We start from the raw sequence: 14338 nt of genomic DNA, 5'->3' as shown, positions 1-14338 counted from the left end.
CGACCAGCAGCACGGGGCGCAATTGATGGCAACCATCAATCAGAGCACTGCTGAATGCCTAAACCAATCAGTTCGCGTCCAAATACGCGGTAGTGCCCATTTTCCCGATGGCGCGCGACCTGCATGTACCCTGGTCGCAACCCGTCCGGGTAAGAACTGGCTACAACTCGGCTCCAGTATTCGAAACTGGCGTCATTCACGGGCAAGCCCCAAAAGCTGGGGCCATGAAATCCAAAGACCGTATCAGGCTCGGTACAAGCGCTCTCGGCCCCCAGATACATTATACAGGCCGACAGGCAATAATGCCCGCGGATTTCCACCAGGTCGCCGCGCGCGCGCAGGTGATCCAGCTGTTCCGCGCAGCGATCAATGCGACCGCCGATATCATTCCTTGCGACAAGGACATGCAGACTCGCCCGAACAGGGACTGAGGCTAGTGGAAACGCGATCAGCGCGATGGCCAATGCACCGGCTTGCAACATCTTGCTCAGCAGAATCCGTGAATTGCCCGCCTTCATGTCGACTTCCCAAACAATCATTTCCACCTGACTGCAAAGGTGTGCCGAGAAAGATTAACAGCCTGATAAATTGTCATTTTTCAGAAAACGCGAGGCTGAAACCGTGACGACTTCGATTTCGACAGACCTTCAGAACACTGCCCGTTGCCCCGACAGCTGGTTTGCTGCGCAATTGCGCCCGAACATGAACCTGATTGCCGAACGGAACCTTGCCCGACAAGGATTTGAAACCTTCAACCCCGCAAGGCTCGAAACGCGCAGAAACCGTGGGCGCTTGCGGACCGAGGCGCGGCGATTGTTCCCCGGCTATGTCTTTGTCCGATTCAATTCGGCCGGGCCTGGATGGGAGGCCATCAACAGCACCCGCGGCGTGATTCGGCTGGTGACCGGACCAGCCGCCGTGCCACAGGCCTTGCCGCTCGCATTTATGGCCGAGTTGTTCCGCCGATGCGACGGAACCGGCTTGCTGCACCCGGATCCGTCCCTCAAGCAGGGTGATGCGGTTCGGATTTCGCACGGGCCGTTCTCGGGCATTCTAAGCCGGATCGCGGAAATGGACACTCAGGAGCGCGTGCACCTGCTGATTCACATCATGGGTCGGAAGGTCCGAACCGCCGTACCCAGATCCGCGGTACACAAGGTGACCCAAGCCGTGCCCGCATGAATTGGTCAACCGGCTGCTTCGCCCAGTCCGGCGGCTCCGACATCTGCGTACAACATCCGGATGTCGGCGATATGTCCGAGCATTCCAGACCGATGAACAAGGAACCGTTTACCAGCCGCGGCATCCCTTGGACCGGCGCATTCTCGGGCAACGACCCTGATGCAGCAATGCCGTATTCAGTTGGCGTGTGGCGGGATGCAATCGACACAGGATGGTCTCGACCCGCAACAATGACGCCCATCCCGGAAGCCACCGAAGTGGCTGTTCCACCAGCGGTTTGTTAGACCACCAGTTGCCCGGTCGTGACCGTGTCAGCCTCGACGTGCAACTCGATGCGGTCGCCTGATGGATCGGTCCAGTGAAGTAATGAGACTGGTCCTGTCCCCTGAACAATCTGCAGATTCCCTGACAGAGTGAGGGACACGACGACGGATGCACTGGGATCTGAAAGATGGCCGCAAAACATGGATAGAACATCACCCGCCCGCTGGACTGGGGTATCCTGTGTCGCGATGTATGACGAGGGGCCGTGACCTTTCTCCAAATGAGCGCCCCAGATCAGCACGTATACCGGTTGGGTCGAGCTGGTATCGTAGTCGTCCTCAGAGCTGTAAATCTCGAAGTCTGTACCTGCCGACTGGGTGGCTACTACGGTGATCGCGCAGCGATACCAACCGTTTCCAGCATTCTGGATCTGCGCGGTATGCACATAATTCACCGTGCCGGTTACCCCGTTCGTCAGATCGAAATAGGTATCCTTAAATAATCCGCGCGTTCGTTCACGTAAAAAAACATAGGGCCGGTCTCCGGCCTTGGCGTAAATCGAAAACGTCAGAGTGTCGCCCGAAGTGTAGCTCACGGACTGCCGAACCGCGCCGTCGTATGTCGCGGCGGTGCTGGTCAAGCGCGTTGCCGACGTTGACCCATCCGTACTGAAACCAGCGTTCGGTGTAATGCTCGACCGTGTGCGGGACCAGGCGGAATTGCCAAAATCACTTGTCCAACGCAGCAGGTTTGTCCTTGCGTGGCCCTCGATCAACAGCCCGCGGCTGAGCCATTGCCCATCCTCGAACACGTGGTCGTACCGCGGCTTTCCAATAGCCGCGGTCGACACCACACCGGACGAATTGGTGCAAGTACCGACGGTGGAGCGCAAAAAATCAAACAAGTCCGCGAACGCAACCGCTTGGCCGTTCAACCCGCGATGCAGATTGGTCCGGAAATCCGAAACCACATCTGGTACAAGACCGCCAGCTATGTAGGGGCCCCAAGGGTTGGGCAAAGACTACCTTCGACCGTTGAAGGCAAGCCAGCCTCTTTTGAAACGTCCTCCTGGTTTCATGGCTTATCCAACCAAAACAGTTCCAACCAAAACAGTTGCCTTGGCATTGTCACCGACCAGCCATAGACGCTCGCCAGCTTTCATCTGCATCGCAAAAGACCGCCCCGATTGAACCGTGTGACTCAAAGCCGCTTCCAATTCAGGGATGGCATCGTCAGCGGTGATTTCAAACCGGATCGATGCACCACCGACGTTGCTGAGAAGACTATCCTGGTCCGCGGCCGCATCGTGGCGGTTTTAGACAGACCACTGCGCGGCCGGTTTGTAAATCATCGACAGCATGGAAAGCTCCTGTTGTTTTTCGGCGGCCACTCTAATGCCGAGGACCCTTGCGTTACCCGCCCGCCTCAATAACCTGTTGTTCAAAACTGCGGCGTTGGCGTCAGCCGGCCCTGTCCGCCATTGCTGCCTGGGCCACAGCGCGATAGGGAACAGGTCTGATGATAGGATCGTGGATCAAAAAACTCAGGCGAGGCACGGACGAGCCTGAGCAGGAATCGCTGCTGGAGACCTTGGCACCCGATCGGCGGTTCTATGTAGTTGGTGACATTCACGGGCGGCTGGACCTATTGCAGCAACTGCTGACCCGGCTCGATCCAGACATTCCTCTGGTATTTGTCGGGGACTATGTCGACCGTGGAGAATATAGTGCTCAGGTTTTGCATCACCTGCGCCATCTTTCGGAAAACGGCGAGCGTGAAGTGATTTGTCTGCTGGGCAATCATGAAGAGATGCTGCTTCGATTTATCGAGCAGCCGAAGCGGACCAGTCGCTTGTGGCTGGGAAACGGTGGGCTTCAGACACTCGCGTCGTTCGGCCTGACGGGAATAACCGAAGCGACACTGGGCGAAGATGCTGTCCAAATCTCGCATCAGTTGCGGTCTGTGATCGGCGACCCGGTTCTGACTTGGCTCAAAAACCGGCCACTGACCTGGTCAAGCGGGAATGTCTCGATCGTCCACGCGGCCCTTGATCCGGCTTTGCCAATCGATGACCAACCGCGCCATGTCTGTTTGTGGGGGCACCCCAATTTCCCGTCCACCGCTCGAACGGATGGCCAATGGGTCGTGCACGGGCATACCATCGTCTCAGATCCAAAGGTCAGTGGCCGGGTGATTTCGATCGATACCGGCGCGTTTGCGACCGGTCGGCTCACGGCGGCAGACATCAGCCCGGGCATCGTCAATTTCGTATCAACGGCCCCCGAGAATGAAGCCTCGGACACCGCCGGTCGGGCATGACGGCCATAGTCAAATAATGATCTCGAAATACACTATTAACATTAGCTCGGTATTTACCATTCCGCAGCGAAACTCCCGCTGAGCCTACGCGATATCAGACGCTCAAGGGGGATGAATGAGCATCGATACTGTTGGCACCCACGCAACTTTTTCCGGTTTTGCCGCGCCGCGGGTAGGTCTGACATTCAGTATCACCAAACGCTTCACGGATGTTGCTGTTTCTCTGGCCCTGTTGCCACTCGTGGCGGTTTGCGCAATCCTGTTGCTCGTCATGAACCCCATTCTAAACCGAGGGCCCCTGTTGTTCTGCCAGATCCGCATGGGCAGAGGAGGAAGAGCGTTTGTCGCATATTAATTCCGTTCTATGAAGCCTCGGCGCGGTGAGTTCAGGGGGCCCCTATAGCCCGGTTACCGCGCCCGGCTTGGTGTCCGCCCCGGAATCAGCGGCTATGCCCAGACCGAAGTCGGTTACGCACAATGCTCTGAAGATATTCAAAAAAAATTTGGGCCGACCACTACTACATCAGTAATCCGAGCCTTGCATTTGAATTTTGGATTATTTGGCGGACGCTGCAGGCGGTTGCAGAGTTCAAGGGCGATTGACGCCAAGAAACGGTGACAGAACACAAGCACTTGCAAAGGCCTAACACGACCGACGAAAAACCTCATGGCGCGAACAGGCGCGAGAAAACCGTGGACGGTTTGGTTCTGCTGGCCTTTGCCCGGCTGTGATGGCCGGACAGATACACAATCGCCGGCTGCGCGGGTCTCGGTCTTTTGCTGGGATTGGGGATCTCGCCCTTTGCGATAGAACCCCGCTTCCGGTCCGAAACGACGTTGGTTCTGACACGCTCTGCGGGCTATTCCGACGTGCCGTCGCAAGCCATGACGGGCTAGGTGTCGACATCTCCGCCATCAATACCCAAGTCGAAATCCTTGGCTCTGCTCGTTTGATGCATATCCCGGCGCTGGAGCTAAACCTTTAGGATGATCCATAGTTCAATCCAGCCATCTTCGCATCGCGTTGGACCGTATTTTGGCAAAATCCGGCGAACCGGTCGGATAGCGAAGCCCTGGGCATTGTCGCGGAAAACGTCACACAGGTGGTATCTATCGAAAACGTCCGGAATTCAGATGTCATCCGGATCGGCGCAACAACCAACCGCCCTCAGAAGTCGGCTGAGATTGCGGATACCTTGGCCCAGCTTTTTGTTCGGGATCAAATCAATGCAAAAGCCAAAGGACTAACCGAAACTGTTTCATGGTTGTCGGACCGGGTGGCCGGGCTGGAGCAGGAAATCGCCCGGCAGGAGGACGCCATCAAGGTCCTGCGGGCGCCAGCCCCGAAGTACTGGCCGCGCACCTTTTCGAAACCCGAACAAGGTTGGCCAATCTGCAAAGCCGTCTTCAAGAGCTTGACCAACTGGACCAGACACTTGTTGACTTGGACCCCGAACCCTTCAAAGGCGAGGTTCAGGAAGTCATTCATGGTCGCCTTCCCACCAGCCTTTCAAGGCAGGTTGCCACGAGGGACGCAGCAGCAAGGATAGCTCTCGCCGAACGTGTTTCAGAATTGATCGCCCAGAATGCCAGTGTGACAGCCGAACTGCGCCAGTTCGAGCGCGACGCCCGTGTAACCCGGTTGCTGCACGAAACCTTTATTTCCAGACTGGAGGAAGCCGCCGTCCAACAGGGCGCACAAACGCCGGACAGCCGCATAATTTCGACAGCCACTCCGGGTAAACAAGTTGCACCGCGTTCTGGTCTGATCATGTTTCTTGGGGTGATCGCCGGGGCGGCTTTGGGGCTGGGCATCATTCTTGTCCAGCAAATCCGGCAATCCGCGGTTCCGGCTGGGGCCGATCTGGAGATGGCCACCAGCGTACCGGTTCTGGGGCATTTGCGATTGGCACCGATCCGCCAGCACAGTCGGTTGGTCGGGTACCTATCGACAAATTCGACGTCGCCGCTATCGGAAGCGGCCAGAAACCTGCGAACGTCTGTGCTGTCACCAAATTCGGACGCTCAACCACAAGTCATTCTGTGCACCTCGTCGGTACCGGATGAGGGTAAGATCACGATGTCGATTGCCCTCGCGCAAAGCCTGGCGGGGCTCGGTCGATCTGTTCTGCTGGTCGAAGCCGACATCCGGAGCCTGTCTTTCAGGTAGTATTTTCCAGACAACCCGAACGGTGGACTGGTCACAGCGCTGACCGGAGGGACACCCTTGGGCAACCTTCTACGTACCGACACCCGGTTGTCGGTCAATGTTCTGATGGGCGAGCGCAGCACACGCAGCGCCGCGGATATTTTTTTCTTCGCGCTTTCATGACCTCACGCAGAGGTTGCGGGCAGACTACGACAATATTCTGATCGACAGCCCACCGGTTTTGGCCGTTTCTGACGTCCGGGCAATCGGGCAGGCCTGTGACGCGATCCTTCTGTCGGTTGCACCGGCCACCACGTCCCGCGCCCAGTTCGGACAGGTGCTGCGCGAGTTTTCTAGCCTGAACGTGCAGGTCACCGGGCTGGTCATGTCGGACCTGGGGTCAGCCCGAAAGCAGACCAATGCAGGCGGGCAGCCTTGTGGGGCCTATGCCCGTTACTACGACGTGTGACGATCTAGCCGACGATCATCTGCTTCATGCGCAGGGCTTCGTATTCCAGCTCTTTCAGGCGGAAATGCACGACATCTCCGATGGTGATCATGCCGCAAAGCTTGCCGTCGCGAAGAACCGGCATGTGGCGGAATCGCCCCTCGGTCATCGTCTTCAGCACATCCATCAGCAGGTCGTCCGGTGTGCAGGTCCGCACATCGCGGGTCATCAACGCCTCGACCGATTGTGGCAGCGTCTGACCCGGAGTATCCGCCATGCGGCGAACGATATCCCGCTCGGACAGGATTCCCTGCAGTGCGCCGTTCTGATCGGTGACGACAACCGCCCCGATGCGTTTCTCCTTTAGAATTTCGACCACCGAATGGATGGTGTCATTCGGCCGAACCGAAAACACCGCATCACCTTTTCCTTCCAGCAATTTGGCGACAGTGGTCTGAGTATGTGACAAATTCGACTCGGCGGATTGGCTGTAAGTGCTTGACCCGGCCTTGTCGCCACGTGTCGGGGGCTGGTAAGAGCTTGGGGCCATGGGCGGTCTCCTCCTTCAACGCTACAGGCTGTCCTCACCACCTTATCGCAGCAGAGAAACCTGTATAGGGTGCAAATTCAAAAACCGGCGCAACCGCGCCGGGTCGCAAGGAAAAACCGGACCCCGTGACCCAACTCCATCTGTCTCCTGCGGTTGCCGCCCTGATCTTCCTTCTGGTCGTGATCTGCGGACATAATTTCCGCAAACTGTGGAAAGAGCAGCCCCCGGGTTGGCAGAAACGCGCGTGGCTGTTTGGAGTGCCCGCTGCGGCCGGGCTGCTGGTCCTGGGCTTCCTGCCCCTGGCGCCCTGACGCAGGTTTGACTCTGGGTGGGGCCGCTGGCATATGCCGGGCAACGCATTTCCAGGAGATCGCCCCATGCGCCGACTGCTTGCTCTGGCCCTGCCGCTTGTTGTTTCTGGCTGTCTGTTCGACGAGGAGCCCGAGATCGTCCGTCTGCCCGGCGAAACCATGGGCACGACCTATCACATTACCGCAATCGGCGAGGATCTGGACGAGGCTGCCCTGTCCACCTCCGTGGAGGAAACGCTGGCGCAGGTGAACGCCAAGATGTCCAACTGGGACCCGAATTCCGAGGTCTCGGTCTTTTCCGCCTCGGCCAGCACCGACCCGATGCCGATGTCACAGGAACTCGCCCATGTGATCGCGGCGGCCAACCAGGTGCACGACCAAAGCGGCGGCGTGTTCGACGTGACACTTGGGCCGTTGATCGAGCTGTGGGGCTTCGGCCCGCGCAAGCCCGAAGACCCGGTGCCGTCGGATGCCGAGATCGCGGCGGCGCTGGAACAGGTGGGGCAGGCGCGCCTGCTGACTCTGGATGCACAGGCCGGGACGCTGGCCAAGGCGCAACCGGGCGTGGGGATCAACCTTTCGGCCATCGCCAAGGGCTACGGGATCGACGCCGTGGCCGAGACGCTGCGAGAGGCCGGCATCGAGAACTACATGGTCGAGATCGGCGGCGACCTGGTGGCCCGCGGTCAGAACGACAAGGGCGAGGCCTGGCGCATCGGCATCGAAAAGCCCGAAACCGGATCGCAGACCATCCAGTTCATCGTGCCGTTGGACAACCGCGGCATGGCGACCTCGGGCGACTACAAGAACTTCTTCGAACAGGACGGGGTGCGGTATTCGCATATCATCGACCCTACCACCGGACGCCCGATCACGCATCGGACGACCTCGGTCACGGTTCTGGCCGAAAATGCGATGATGGCCGATGCCTGGGCCACCGCGATGCTGGCGCTGGGGCAGGAGAGGGGGCTGAAACTGGCCGATCAGCTGGGTTTGGCGGTGTTTTTCATCTCGCGGGATGTGACAGGCGGCGAAGATGCCTATATCACGGTACAAAGCAGCGCGTTCAAGGATGCGCTGGGATCGAACTGAAGGGCGGGCCGGCCGATGAGCACCTTTATCCTCGCGTTTGTTCTGCTGCTGATCATCATGGTCGGCATGTCGCTGGGCGTGATGCTGATGGGCAAGACCATCAAGGGCAGTTGCGGCGGGCTGAACGCGATCTCGGGCGCCGACAAATGCGTGGTGTGCCAAAAGGACGTGGACCCCAACAGCCCCCTGCGTGACAAGCTGCAATGCAAGCGCGCCCGCCGGATGGTGGAACAGATGGAAAGCCAGGGCGCGCAGCACTGAATGGCCAAGGCCCGCAACATCCTGTTCATCATGTTCGACCAGCTGCGCTGGGATTACCTGAGCTGTTACGGCCATCCACATCTGCACACGCCCAATATCGACCGGCTGGCCACGCGCGGCGTGCGGTTCACGCGGGCCTATATCCAGTCGCCGATCTGCGGCAGCTCGCGCATGTCCACCTATACCGGGCGCTATGTACAGTCGCATGGCGCCTCGTGGAACGGCATCCCGCTGAAGGTGGGTGAACTGACCATGGGCGACCATCTGCGCAAGGCGGGGATGGACTGCTGGCTGGTCGGCAAGACCCATATGCGCGCCGACGCCGAGGGCATGGCGCGGCTGGGCCTTGAACCCGACAGCCTGATCGGCGCGCGCGTGGCCGAATGCGGTTTTGACGTGTTCGAGCGCGACGACGGGATGCGCCCCGAAGGCCCCGACGGGTTCTATGACCCCGACGGGGCCCGCGCCTATAACGCTTGGCTGGCTGATAAGGGGTATGACAGCGACAACCCCTGGCACGATTTCGCCAATTCCGGTCTGGACGCGAACGGCAACGTGCTGTCCGGCTGGTTCCTGAAAAACGCGCCGCAGGCCGCGAACATCGCCGAAGAGGACAGCGAGACCCCCTATCTGACCACGCGCGGCATCGAATTCATGGAAACCCATGACGGCCCGTGGTGCTGCCACCTGAGCTACATCAAACCGCATTGGCCCTATATCGTCCCCGAGCCCTATGCCTCGATGTACGGGCCCGAGCATGTCCTGCCCCCCAACCGGTCCGAGGCCGAACGGGCCGATGCACAACCCGTGCTGAGCGCCTTCATGCACACCAAGATCGGTCAGACCTTCTGGCGGCAGGATGTGCGCGAGGCGGTGATCCCCGCCTATATGGGCCTGATCAAGCAGGCCGACGACCAGATCGGGCGGCTGCTGGACTGGATGGAGCAGACCGGCCGCATGGACGATACGATGATCGTGCTGACCTCGGACCATGGCGATTTTCTGGGCGATCACTGGATGGGCGAAAAGACGTTTTTCCACGACGCTTCGACCAAGGTGCCGCTGATCATCTATGACCCGTCCGAACAGGCCGATGCCACGCGCGGCACCACCTGCGACGCGCTGGTCGAGTCGATCGACTTGGCCCCCACTTTCGTCGAGGTCGCGGGCGGTGCGGTGCCTGATCATATCCTAGAAGGCCACTCGCTGCTGCCCATCCTGCACGGGCGGGCGGACGAGACCCCGCGCAAATTCGCGATCTGCGAATACGACTATTCGGCCTCGCCCATCGCGGAAACGCTGGGCGTTTCGGTGCGCGATGCGGCGATGTTCATGGTGGCCACGAAAAAATGGAAGCTGATCCATTGCGAAGGCGGGTTCCGCCCGATCCTGTTCGATCTGGAAAACGACCCCGGCGAGCTGACCGATCTGGGCGACAGCGCGGACCATGCTGATGTGATCGCGCAGATGTATGACCATCTGTTCGCCTGGGCCCGTCGCCCGTCGCAGCGTACCACCCGCTCGGCGACCGAGCTGGTCGAGATGCGCACCAAAAGTCGCGGCAAGGGCGTGGTCCTTGGGGCCTATGACGAAAGCGACGCCCCGCCTGAATTGACGGTCAAGTATCGCGGCCGCAAGGCGCGGCCCTGGCAGCAGATCAGGAAATAGTCCCGCGCGGGGCGCATCGCCGCAAAAGGCGGTTCACGATGCGGCGGGCAGGGGATAGAAGAACGGACAAGAGCAGTTACCGGAGACCCGACATGAGCGCACCCAAACCCGTCGTCCTGTGTATCCTCGATGGCTGGGGCCTGTCCGACGACACGCAGGCCAACGCGCCCTATCTGGCCCACACGCCCACCTTCGACGCGATCATGTCCAAGGGTCCGCACGCGCGGCTGATCACCCATGGCCCGGATGTGGGTCTACCCAGCGGCCAGATGGGGAATTCCGAGGTCGGGCACACCAATATCGGGGCCGGGCGGGTCGTGGCCATGGATCTGGGCCAGATCGATCTTGCGATCGAGGATGGCTCGTTCTTTGAAAACGCTGCGCTGCAGGACTTTGTCGCCAAGGTGAAGGCGGCGGGCGGAATCGCGCATCTGATGGGGCTGGTCTCGGATGGCGGGGTGCATGGGCACCTGAACCATATCGTCGCCGCCGCGACAGCGATCACCGAGGCGGGCGTGCCGGTGGCGCTGCACGCCATCACCGACGGACGCGACGTGGCCCCGAAATCGGCGCTGGACTTCCTGGCCGAGCTGGAGCGCCGCCTGCCTGCGAACGCGCGCGTCGTCACCGTCTCGGGGCGGTATTATGCCATGGACCGCGACAACCGGTGGGAACGGGTCGGACGCGCCTATGAAGCGATCATTAAAGGGCAGGGTGGGCAGGCCGATACCGCAAGCGCTGCGATTCAGGCCGCCTACGACCGGGGCGAAACGGACGAGTTCATCGCGCCCACGGTTCTGCCCGGCTACGACGGCGTCCGCGACGGTGACGGGTTCTTCTGCCTCAACTTCCGCGCCGACCGCGCCCGCGAGATCCTGCGCGCCATTGCCGAACCTGATTTCGCCGAATTCGACACCGGCCCGCGCCCGCACCTGTCGGCGCTGCTGGGCATGGTGGAATATTCCGACGGCCACAATGCCTACATGACGACCGTTTTCCCCAAACGCGAGATCGTGAACACGCTGGGCGAATGGGTTGCCAAGCAGGGCCTGCGCCAGTTCCGCCTGGCCGAAACCGAGAAATACCCCCATGTCACGTTCTTCCTGAACGGCGGCAAGGAAACCCCCGAGCCCGGCGAGGATCGCTATATGGCCCCGTCGCCCAAGGTGGCAACCTATGATCTGCAGCCCGAGATGTCGGCCGGAGAGGTGACGGACAATTTCGTCGAGGCGATCGAGGGCGGCTATGACCTGATCGTCACCAACTATGCCAACCCCGACATGGTGGGCCATACCGGTGACCTGCAGGCCGCGATCAAGGCCTGCGAGGCCGTTGACCAAGGCCTGTCCCGCGTGGTCGCCGCGCTTGAAAAGGCAGGCGGTGCCATGATCGTGACGGCCGATCACGGCAACTGCGAAACCATGATCGACCCCGAAACAGGCGGGCCGCATACCGCTCACACCCTGAACCCGGTACCCGTGGCGCTGGTTGGCGGACCCGAGGGCGCAACCCTGCGCGAAGGTCGCCTGTCCGATCTGGCGCCTACGGTGCTGGACCTGATGGGCCTGCCCAAGCCGCCGGAAATGACGGGTCAGAGCCTGCTGTCATGAGGCTGCGCGCGCTTCTTCTGGCGGCCCTGATGGCGGGGCAGGCGGTCCGGGCCGCGCCGGACCCCGCGCAGGCGGCACTGGAGGCAGCGCAGATGCTGGAACAGGCCTCGATCGCGCTGACCGAGGCCGAAACCGCCCGCGACCGCGTGCGTGCCCTGACCGAGACGATCCAGGCCTACGAGGCCGGGCTGGCCGCCATGCGCGACGGGCTGCGCCGAGCGGCTTTGCGCGAAAGCCAGCTGACCGCCGAGTTGAACGCGCGCGAACGCGAAATCCGCCAGTTGCTGGGCGTGCTGCAAACCATCGAAACCACGGCGCCACCGGTTCTGATGCTGCACCCGGCCGGGCCGCTGGGGGCGGCGCGCACCGGGATGATGCTGTCCGAAGTCACCCCTGGCCTGAACACCAGAGCCCAGGCGCTGGCCCGGGATCTGGACGAGGTGCAGACCCTGCGCCGCTTGCAACAAAGCGCTGCGGACACGCTGACCGAAGGGTTGGAAGGCGTGCAGAACGCCAGGACGAAGCTGAGCGAGGCCATAGCGGACCGTACCGACCTGCCGCGCCGCTTCATTGAAGACCCGGTACGGACAGCCATCCTGATCTCATCAACGGAGACTCTGGATGGTTTCGCCAGCGGTCTATCTGAGATATCGGATGGAGAAATCATAGCCTCGAACGCGGATGTGTCCCAACTGAAAGGACAGATTCCGCTGCCGACCCAAGGCGTCATACTCCATCGTTCCGGCGAAACGGACGCCGCAGGGGTCACGCGTCCGGGGCTCGTACTGGGAACCAGACCACGTGCATTGGTGCTGTCGCCCACAGCGGCCACGATCCGATACCGAGGGCCGCTTCTGGACCTTGGAAACCTTGTGATCCTGGAACCGCAGCCCGGTTTGCTTTTTGTCTTCTCCGGCCTTCAGGAGGTGTACGGGGACCCCGGTCAGGTGATCCCCGAAGGAACACCAGTGGGCCTGATGCCCGGTCAAACACCAGAAATCGGCGCGATTTTGTCAACAAGCGGTGATGGCACTGGAACTGATCGTCCAGAAACGCTCTATATAGAGGTAAGAGAGAACAATAGCCCCGTGGATCCGGAATCATGGTTCCGGCCTGACAAGGATGGATAGACGAGTATGAAGAGATTTGTGATGGCCGGTCTGGCCGGCACCGTGGCAGGGATTATTGCGACTACCCAGATCGCCGGGCCACTGCTGGCGCAAGAGGCCGAAAACAAGGCCGGAGTGTATGAACAACTTGACCTGTTCGGCGATATCTTCGAACGGATCCGCGCCCAGTATGTTGAGGAAGTCGCCCCCGAAGAACTGATCGAGGCTGCGATCGACGGCATGTTGACGTCGCTGGATCCGCATTCAAGCTATCTTTCCCCGGACGACGCCGAGCAGATGCGCGTGCAGACGCGCGGTGAATTCGGTGGGCTGGGCATCGAGGTCACCCAAGAGGACGGCTTCGTCAAAGTCGTATCGCCAATTGACGGGACGCCTGCGGACGAAGCGGGCATCGAGGCCGGCGATTTCATTACTCATGTGGACGGCGAAAGCATCCTGGGCCTGACGCTGGACAAGGCAGTCGACCTGATGCGCGGCCCGGTCGGTTCGGAAATCGTCATCACCGTCGTGCGGGAAGGCGAACCCGACCCATTCGATGTGACCATCATCCGCGACACGATCAAACTGACCGCCGTTCGCGCCCGCACCGAAGGCGCCAGCGTGGTGCTTCGTGTGACCACCTTCAACGATCAGACCTTCCCGAACCTGAAAGAGGGGATGGAAAAGCAGATCGCCGAAGCTGGCGGCATCGACAAGGTGAACGGCTTTGTTCTGGACCTGCGCAACAACCCCGGCGGGCTGTTGACCCAAGCCATCAAGGTATCGGACGCATTCCTGAACGAAGGCGAGATCGTCTCGACCCGTGGGCGCAATCCCGAAGATGGTGAACGCTTCAACGCAACCCCGGGTGATCTTGCCCAGGGCAAGCCGATCGTAGTGCTGATCAACGGCGGATCGGCGTCGGCTTCCGAAATTGTTGCAGGTGCATTGAAGGATCACCACCGCGCGATCGTCGTCGGCACCAAAAGCTTCGGCAAAGGATCGGTTCAAACCGTGATGCCGCTGCGTGGCGACGGGGCGATGCGTCTGACCACCTCGCGCTACTACACCCCGTCGGGTCGGTCGATCCAGGCTTTGGGTGTCAGCCCCGACATCATCGTGGAACAGCCCCGCGTCCGTCCCGAGGCTGAGGAAGAGGAAGAAAGCAACGCCCGCACCCGGTCCGAGGCCGACCTACGGGGCAGCCTGAACAATGACAGTTTGACCGAGGATGAAATCCGCCAGATCGAGGAAGACCGCACCAAAGCGGAAGAAACCGCCGAACTGCGCAACGAAGACTACCAGTTGGCCTATGCGATCGACATTCTCAAAGGCCTGTCCGCCTTCAATCCGACAGAGCGGGCATCGCAGTAAG

At 60.6% G+C, this 14338-nt stretch carries 15 protein-coding genes; 12 read left to right on the top strand and 3 right to left on the bottom strand.

What is annotated here, in order from left to right; genetic code table 11:
* Window positions 1-35 precede the first annotated feature (35 nt).
* Window positions 36-539: a hypothetical protein gene (locus tag ACR0CU_RS14615; RefSeq protein WP_217356856.1), complete on the bottom strand. Its 504-nt coding sequence runs from the start codon at window positions 537-539 to the stop codon at window positions 36-38.
* An 82-nt stretch (window positions 540-621) separates the two neighbouring features.
* On the opposite strand from ACR0CU_RS14615, the gene nusG reads away from it, so the two are divergent.
* Window positions 622-1182, top strand: a complete 561-nt coding sequence (nusG, locus tag ACR0CU_RS14610) for a transcription termination/antitermination protein NusG (protein WP_170448148.1) — start codon at window positions 622-624, stop codon at window positions 1180-1182.
* A gap of 280 nt (window positions 1183-1462) precedes the next feature.
* Here nusG and ACR0CU_RS14605 read toward each other — a convergent pair whose 3' ends face one another.
* Window positions 1463-2416 carry a phage head spike fiber domain-containing protein gene (locus ACR0CU_RS14605; protein ID WP_170448146.1) on the bottom strand — a complete coding sequence of 318 codons (954 nt, stop codon included), beginning with the start codon at window positions 2414-2416 and terminating at the stop codon, window positions 1463-1465.
* 548 nt (window positions 2417-2964) lie between these two features.
* Between ACR0CU_RS14605 and ACR0CU_RS14600 the strand changes: the two genes are divergently transcribed.
* The 4 genes from ACR0CU_RS14600 (at window position 2965) to ACR0CU_RS14585 (ending at window position 6383) form a co-directional block, all read left to right on the top strand.
* Window positions 2965-3765, top strand: a complete 801-nt coding sequence (locus ACR0CU_RS14600) for a metallophosphoesterase family protein (RefSeq protein WP_170448144.1) — start codon at window positions 2965-2967, stop codon at window positions 3763-3765.
* Between the two features lie 115 nt (window positions 3766-3880).
* Window positions 3881-4120 carry a sugar transferase gene (locus ACR0CU_RS14595; protein ID WP_170448142.1) on the top strand — a complete coding sequence of 80 codons (240 nt, stop codon included), beginning with the start codon at window positions 3881-3883 and terminating at the stop codon, window positions 4118-4120.
* A gap of 1029 nt (window positions 4121-5149) precedes the next feature.
* The gene (locus ACR0CU_RS14590) at window positions 5150-5935 is read left to right on the top strand and encodes a GNVR domain-containing protein (RefSeq protein ID WP_170359439.1); all 786 of its coding nucleotides are present in this window, start codon (window positions 5150-5152) and stop codon (window positions 5933-5935) included.
* Between the two features lie 175 nt (window positions 5936-6110).
* Window positions 6111-6383, top strand: coding sequence for a P-loop NTPase family protein (locus ACR0CU_RS14585; protein WP_170448138.1), 273 nt, complete (start codon window positions 6111-6113; stop codon window positions 6381-6383).
* Window positions 6384-6387: 4 nt separating this feature from the next.
* Here ACR0CU_RS14585 and ACR0CU_RS14580 read toward each other — a convergent pair whose 3' ends face one another.
* On the bottom strand, window positions 6388-6912 hold the full coding sequence (locus ACR0CU_RS14580) for a CBS domain-containing protein (protein WP_093963355.1): 525 nt from the start codon (window positions 6910-6912) through the stop codon (window positions 6388-6390).
* A gap of 125 nt (window positions 6913-7037) precedes the next feature.
* Here ACR0CU_RS14580 and ACR0CU_RS14575 point away from each other — a divergent pair, with 125 nt between their 5' ends.
* From ACR0CU_RS14575 to ACR0CU_RS14545, 7 genes are all read left to right on the top strand, one after another.
* Window positions 7038-7223, top strand: coding sequence for a hypothetical protein (locus ACR0CU_RS14575; RefSeq protein ID WP_170341480.1), 186 nt, complete (start codon window positions 7038-7040; stop codon window positions 7221-7223).
* Between the two features lie 66 nt (window positions 7224-7289).
* Window positions 7290-8315, top strand: a complete 1026-nt coding sequence (locus ACR0CU_RS14570) for an FAD:protein FMN transferase (RefSeq protein WP_170448136.1) — start codon at window positions 7290-7292, stop codon at window positions 8313-8315.
* 15 nt (window positions 8316-8330) lie between these two features.
* Window positions 8331-8576, top strand: coding sequence for a (Na+)-NQR maturation NqrM (gene nqrM, locus ACR0CU_RS14565; RefSeq protein WP_093963352.1), 246 nt, complete (start codon window positions 8331-8333; stop codon window positions 8574-8576).
* Window positions 8577-10244, top strand: coding sequence for a sulfatase-like hydrolase/transferase (locus tag ACR0CU_RS14560; RefSeq protein WP_170448134.1), 1668 nt, complete (start codon window positions 8577-8579; stop codon window positions 10242-10244).
* A gap of 92 nt (window positions 10245-10336) precedes the next feature.
* A complete protein-coding gene (gene gpmI, locus ACR0CU_RS14555; RefSeq protein WP_480643323.1) occupies window positions 10337-11854 on the top strand; it encodes a 2,3-bisphosphoglycerate-independent phosphoglycerate mutase in 1518 nt (505 codons plus the stop codon).
* Window positions 11851-12984 carry a murein hydrolase activator EnvC family protein gene (locus ACR0CU_RS14550; protein ID WP_170435720.1) on the top strand — a complete coding sequence of 378 codons (1134 nt, stop codon included), beginning with the start codon at window positions 11851-11853 and terminating at the stop codon, window positions 12982-12984. Before gpmI ends, ACR0CU_RS14550 begins: the two co-directional genes overlap by 4 nt.
* A gap of 6 nt (window positions 12985-12990) precedes the next feature.
* Window positions 12991-14337 carry a S41 family peptidase gene (locus ACR0CU_RS14545; protein ID WP_093963348.1) on the top strand — a complete coding sequence of 449 codons (1347 nt, stop codon included), beginning with the start codon at window positions 12991-12993 and terminating at the stop codon, window positions 14335-14337.
* The last annotated feature ends 1 nt before the right edge of the window (window position 14338 follow it).

It is taken from the genome of Ruegeria sp. BC2 (assembly GCF_056539245.1).
This window is presented reverse-complemented; position numbering and strand designations above follow the sequence as displayed.

Coding starts and splice junctions, on each gene's coding strand:
- ACR0CU_RS14615 (WP_217356856.1), bottom strand. CDS start 539: ATGATTGTTTGGGAAGTCGACATGAAGGCGGGCAATTCACGGATTCTG.
- ACR0CU_RS14600 (WP_170448144.1), top strand. CDS start 2,965: ATGATAGGATCGTGGATCAAAAAACTCAGGCGAGGCACGGACGAGCCT.
- ACR0CU_RS14595 (WP_170448142.1), top strand. CDS start 3,881: ATGAGCATCGATACTGTTGGCACCCACGCAACTTTTTCCGGTTTTGCC.
- ACR0CU_RS14580 (WP_093963355.1), bottom strand. CDS start 6,912: ATGGCCCCAAGCTCTTACCAGCCCCCGACACGTGGCGACAAGGCCGGG.
- ACR0CU_RS14570 (WP_170448136.1), top strand. CDS start 7,290: ATGCGCCGACTGCTTGCTCTGGCCCTGCCGCTTGTTGTTTCTGGCTGT.
- nqrM (WP_093963352.1), top strand. CDS start 8,331: ATGAGCACCTTTATCCTCGCGTTTGTTCTGCTGCTGATCATCATGGTC.
- ACR0CU_RS14560 (WP_170448134.1), top strand. CDS start 8,577: ATGGCCAAGGCCCGCAACATCCTGTTCATCATGTTCGACCAGCTGCGC.
- gpmI (WP_480643323.1), top strand. CDS start 10,337: ATGAGCGCACCCAAACCCGTCGTCCTGTGTATCCTCGATGGCTGGGGC.
- ACR0CU_RS14550 (WP_170435720.1), top strand. CDS start 11,851: ATGAGGCTGCGCGCGCTTCTTCTGGCGGCCCTGATGGCGGGGCAGGCG.
- ACR0CU_RS14545 (WP_093963348.1), top strand. CDS start 12,991: ATGAAGAGATTTGTGATGGCCGGTCTGGCCGGCACCGTGGCAGGGATT.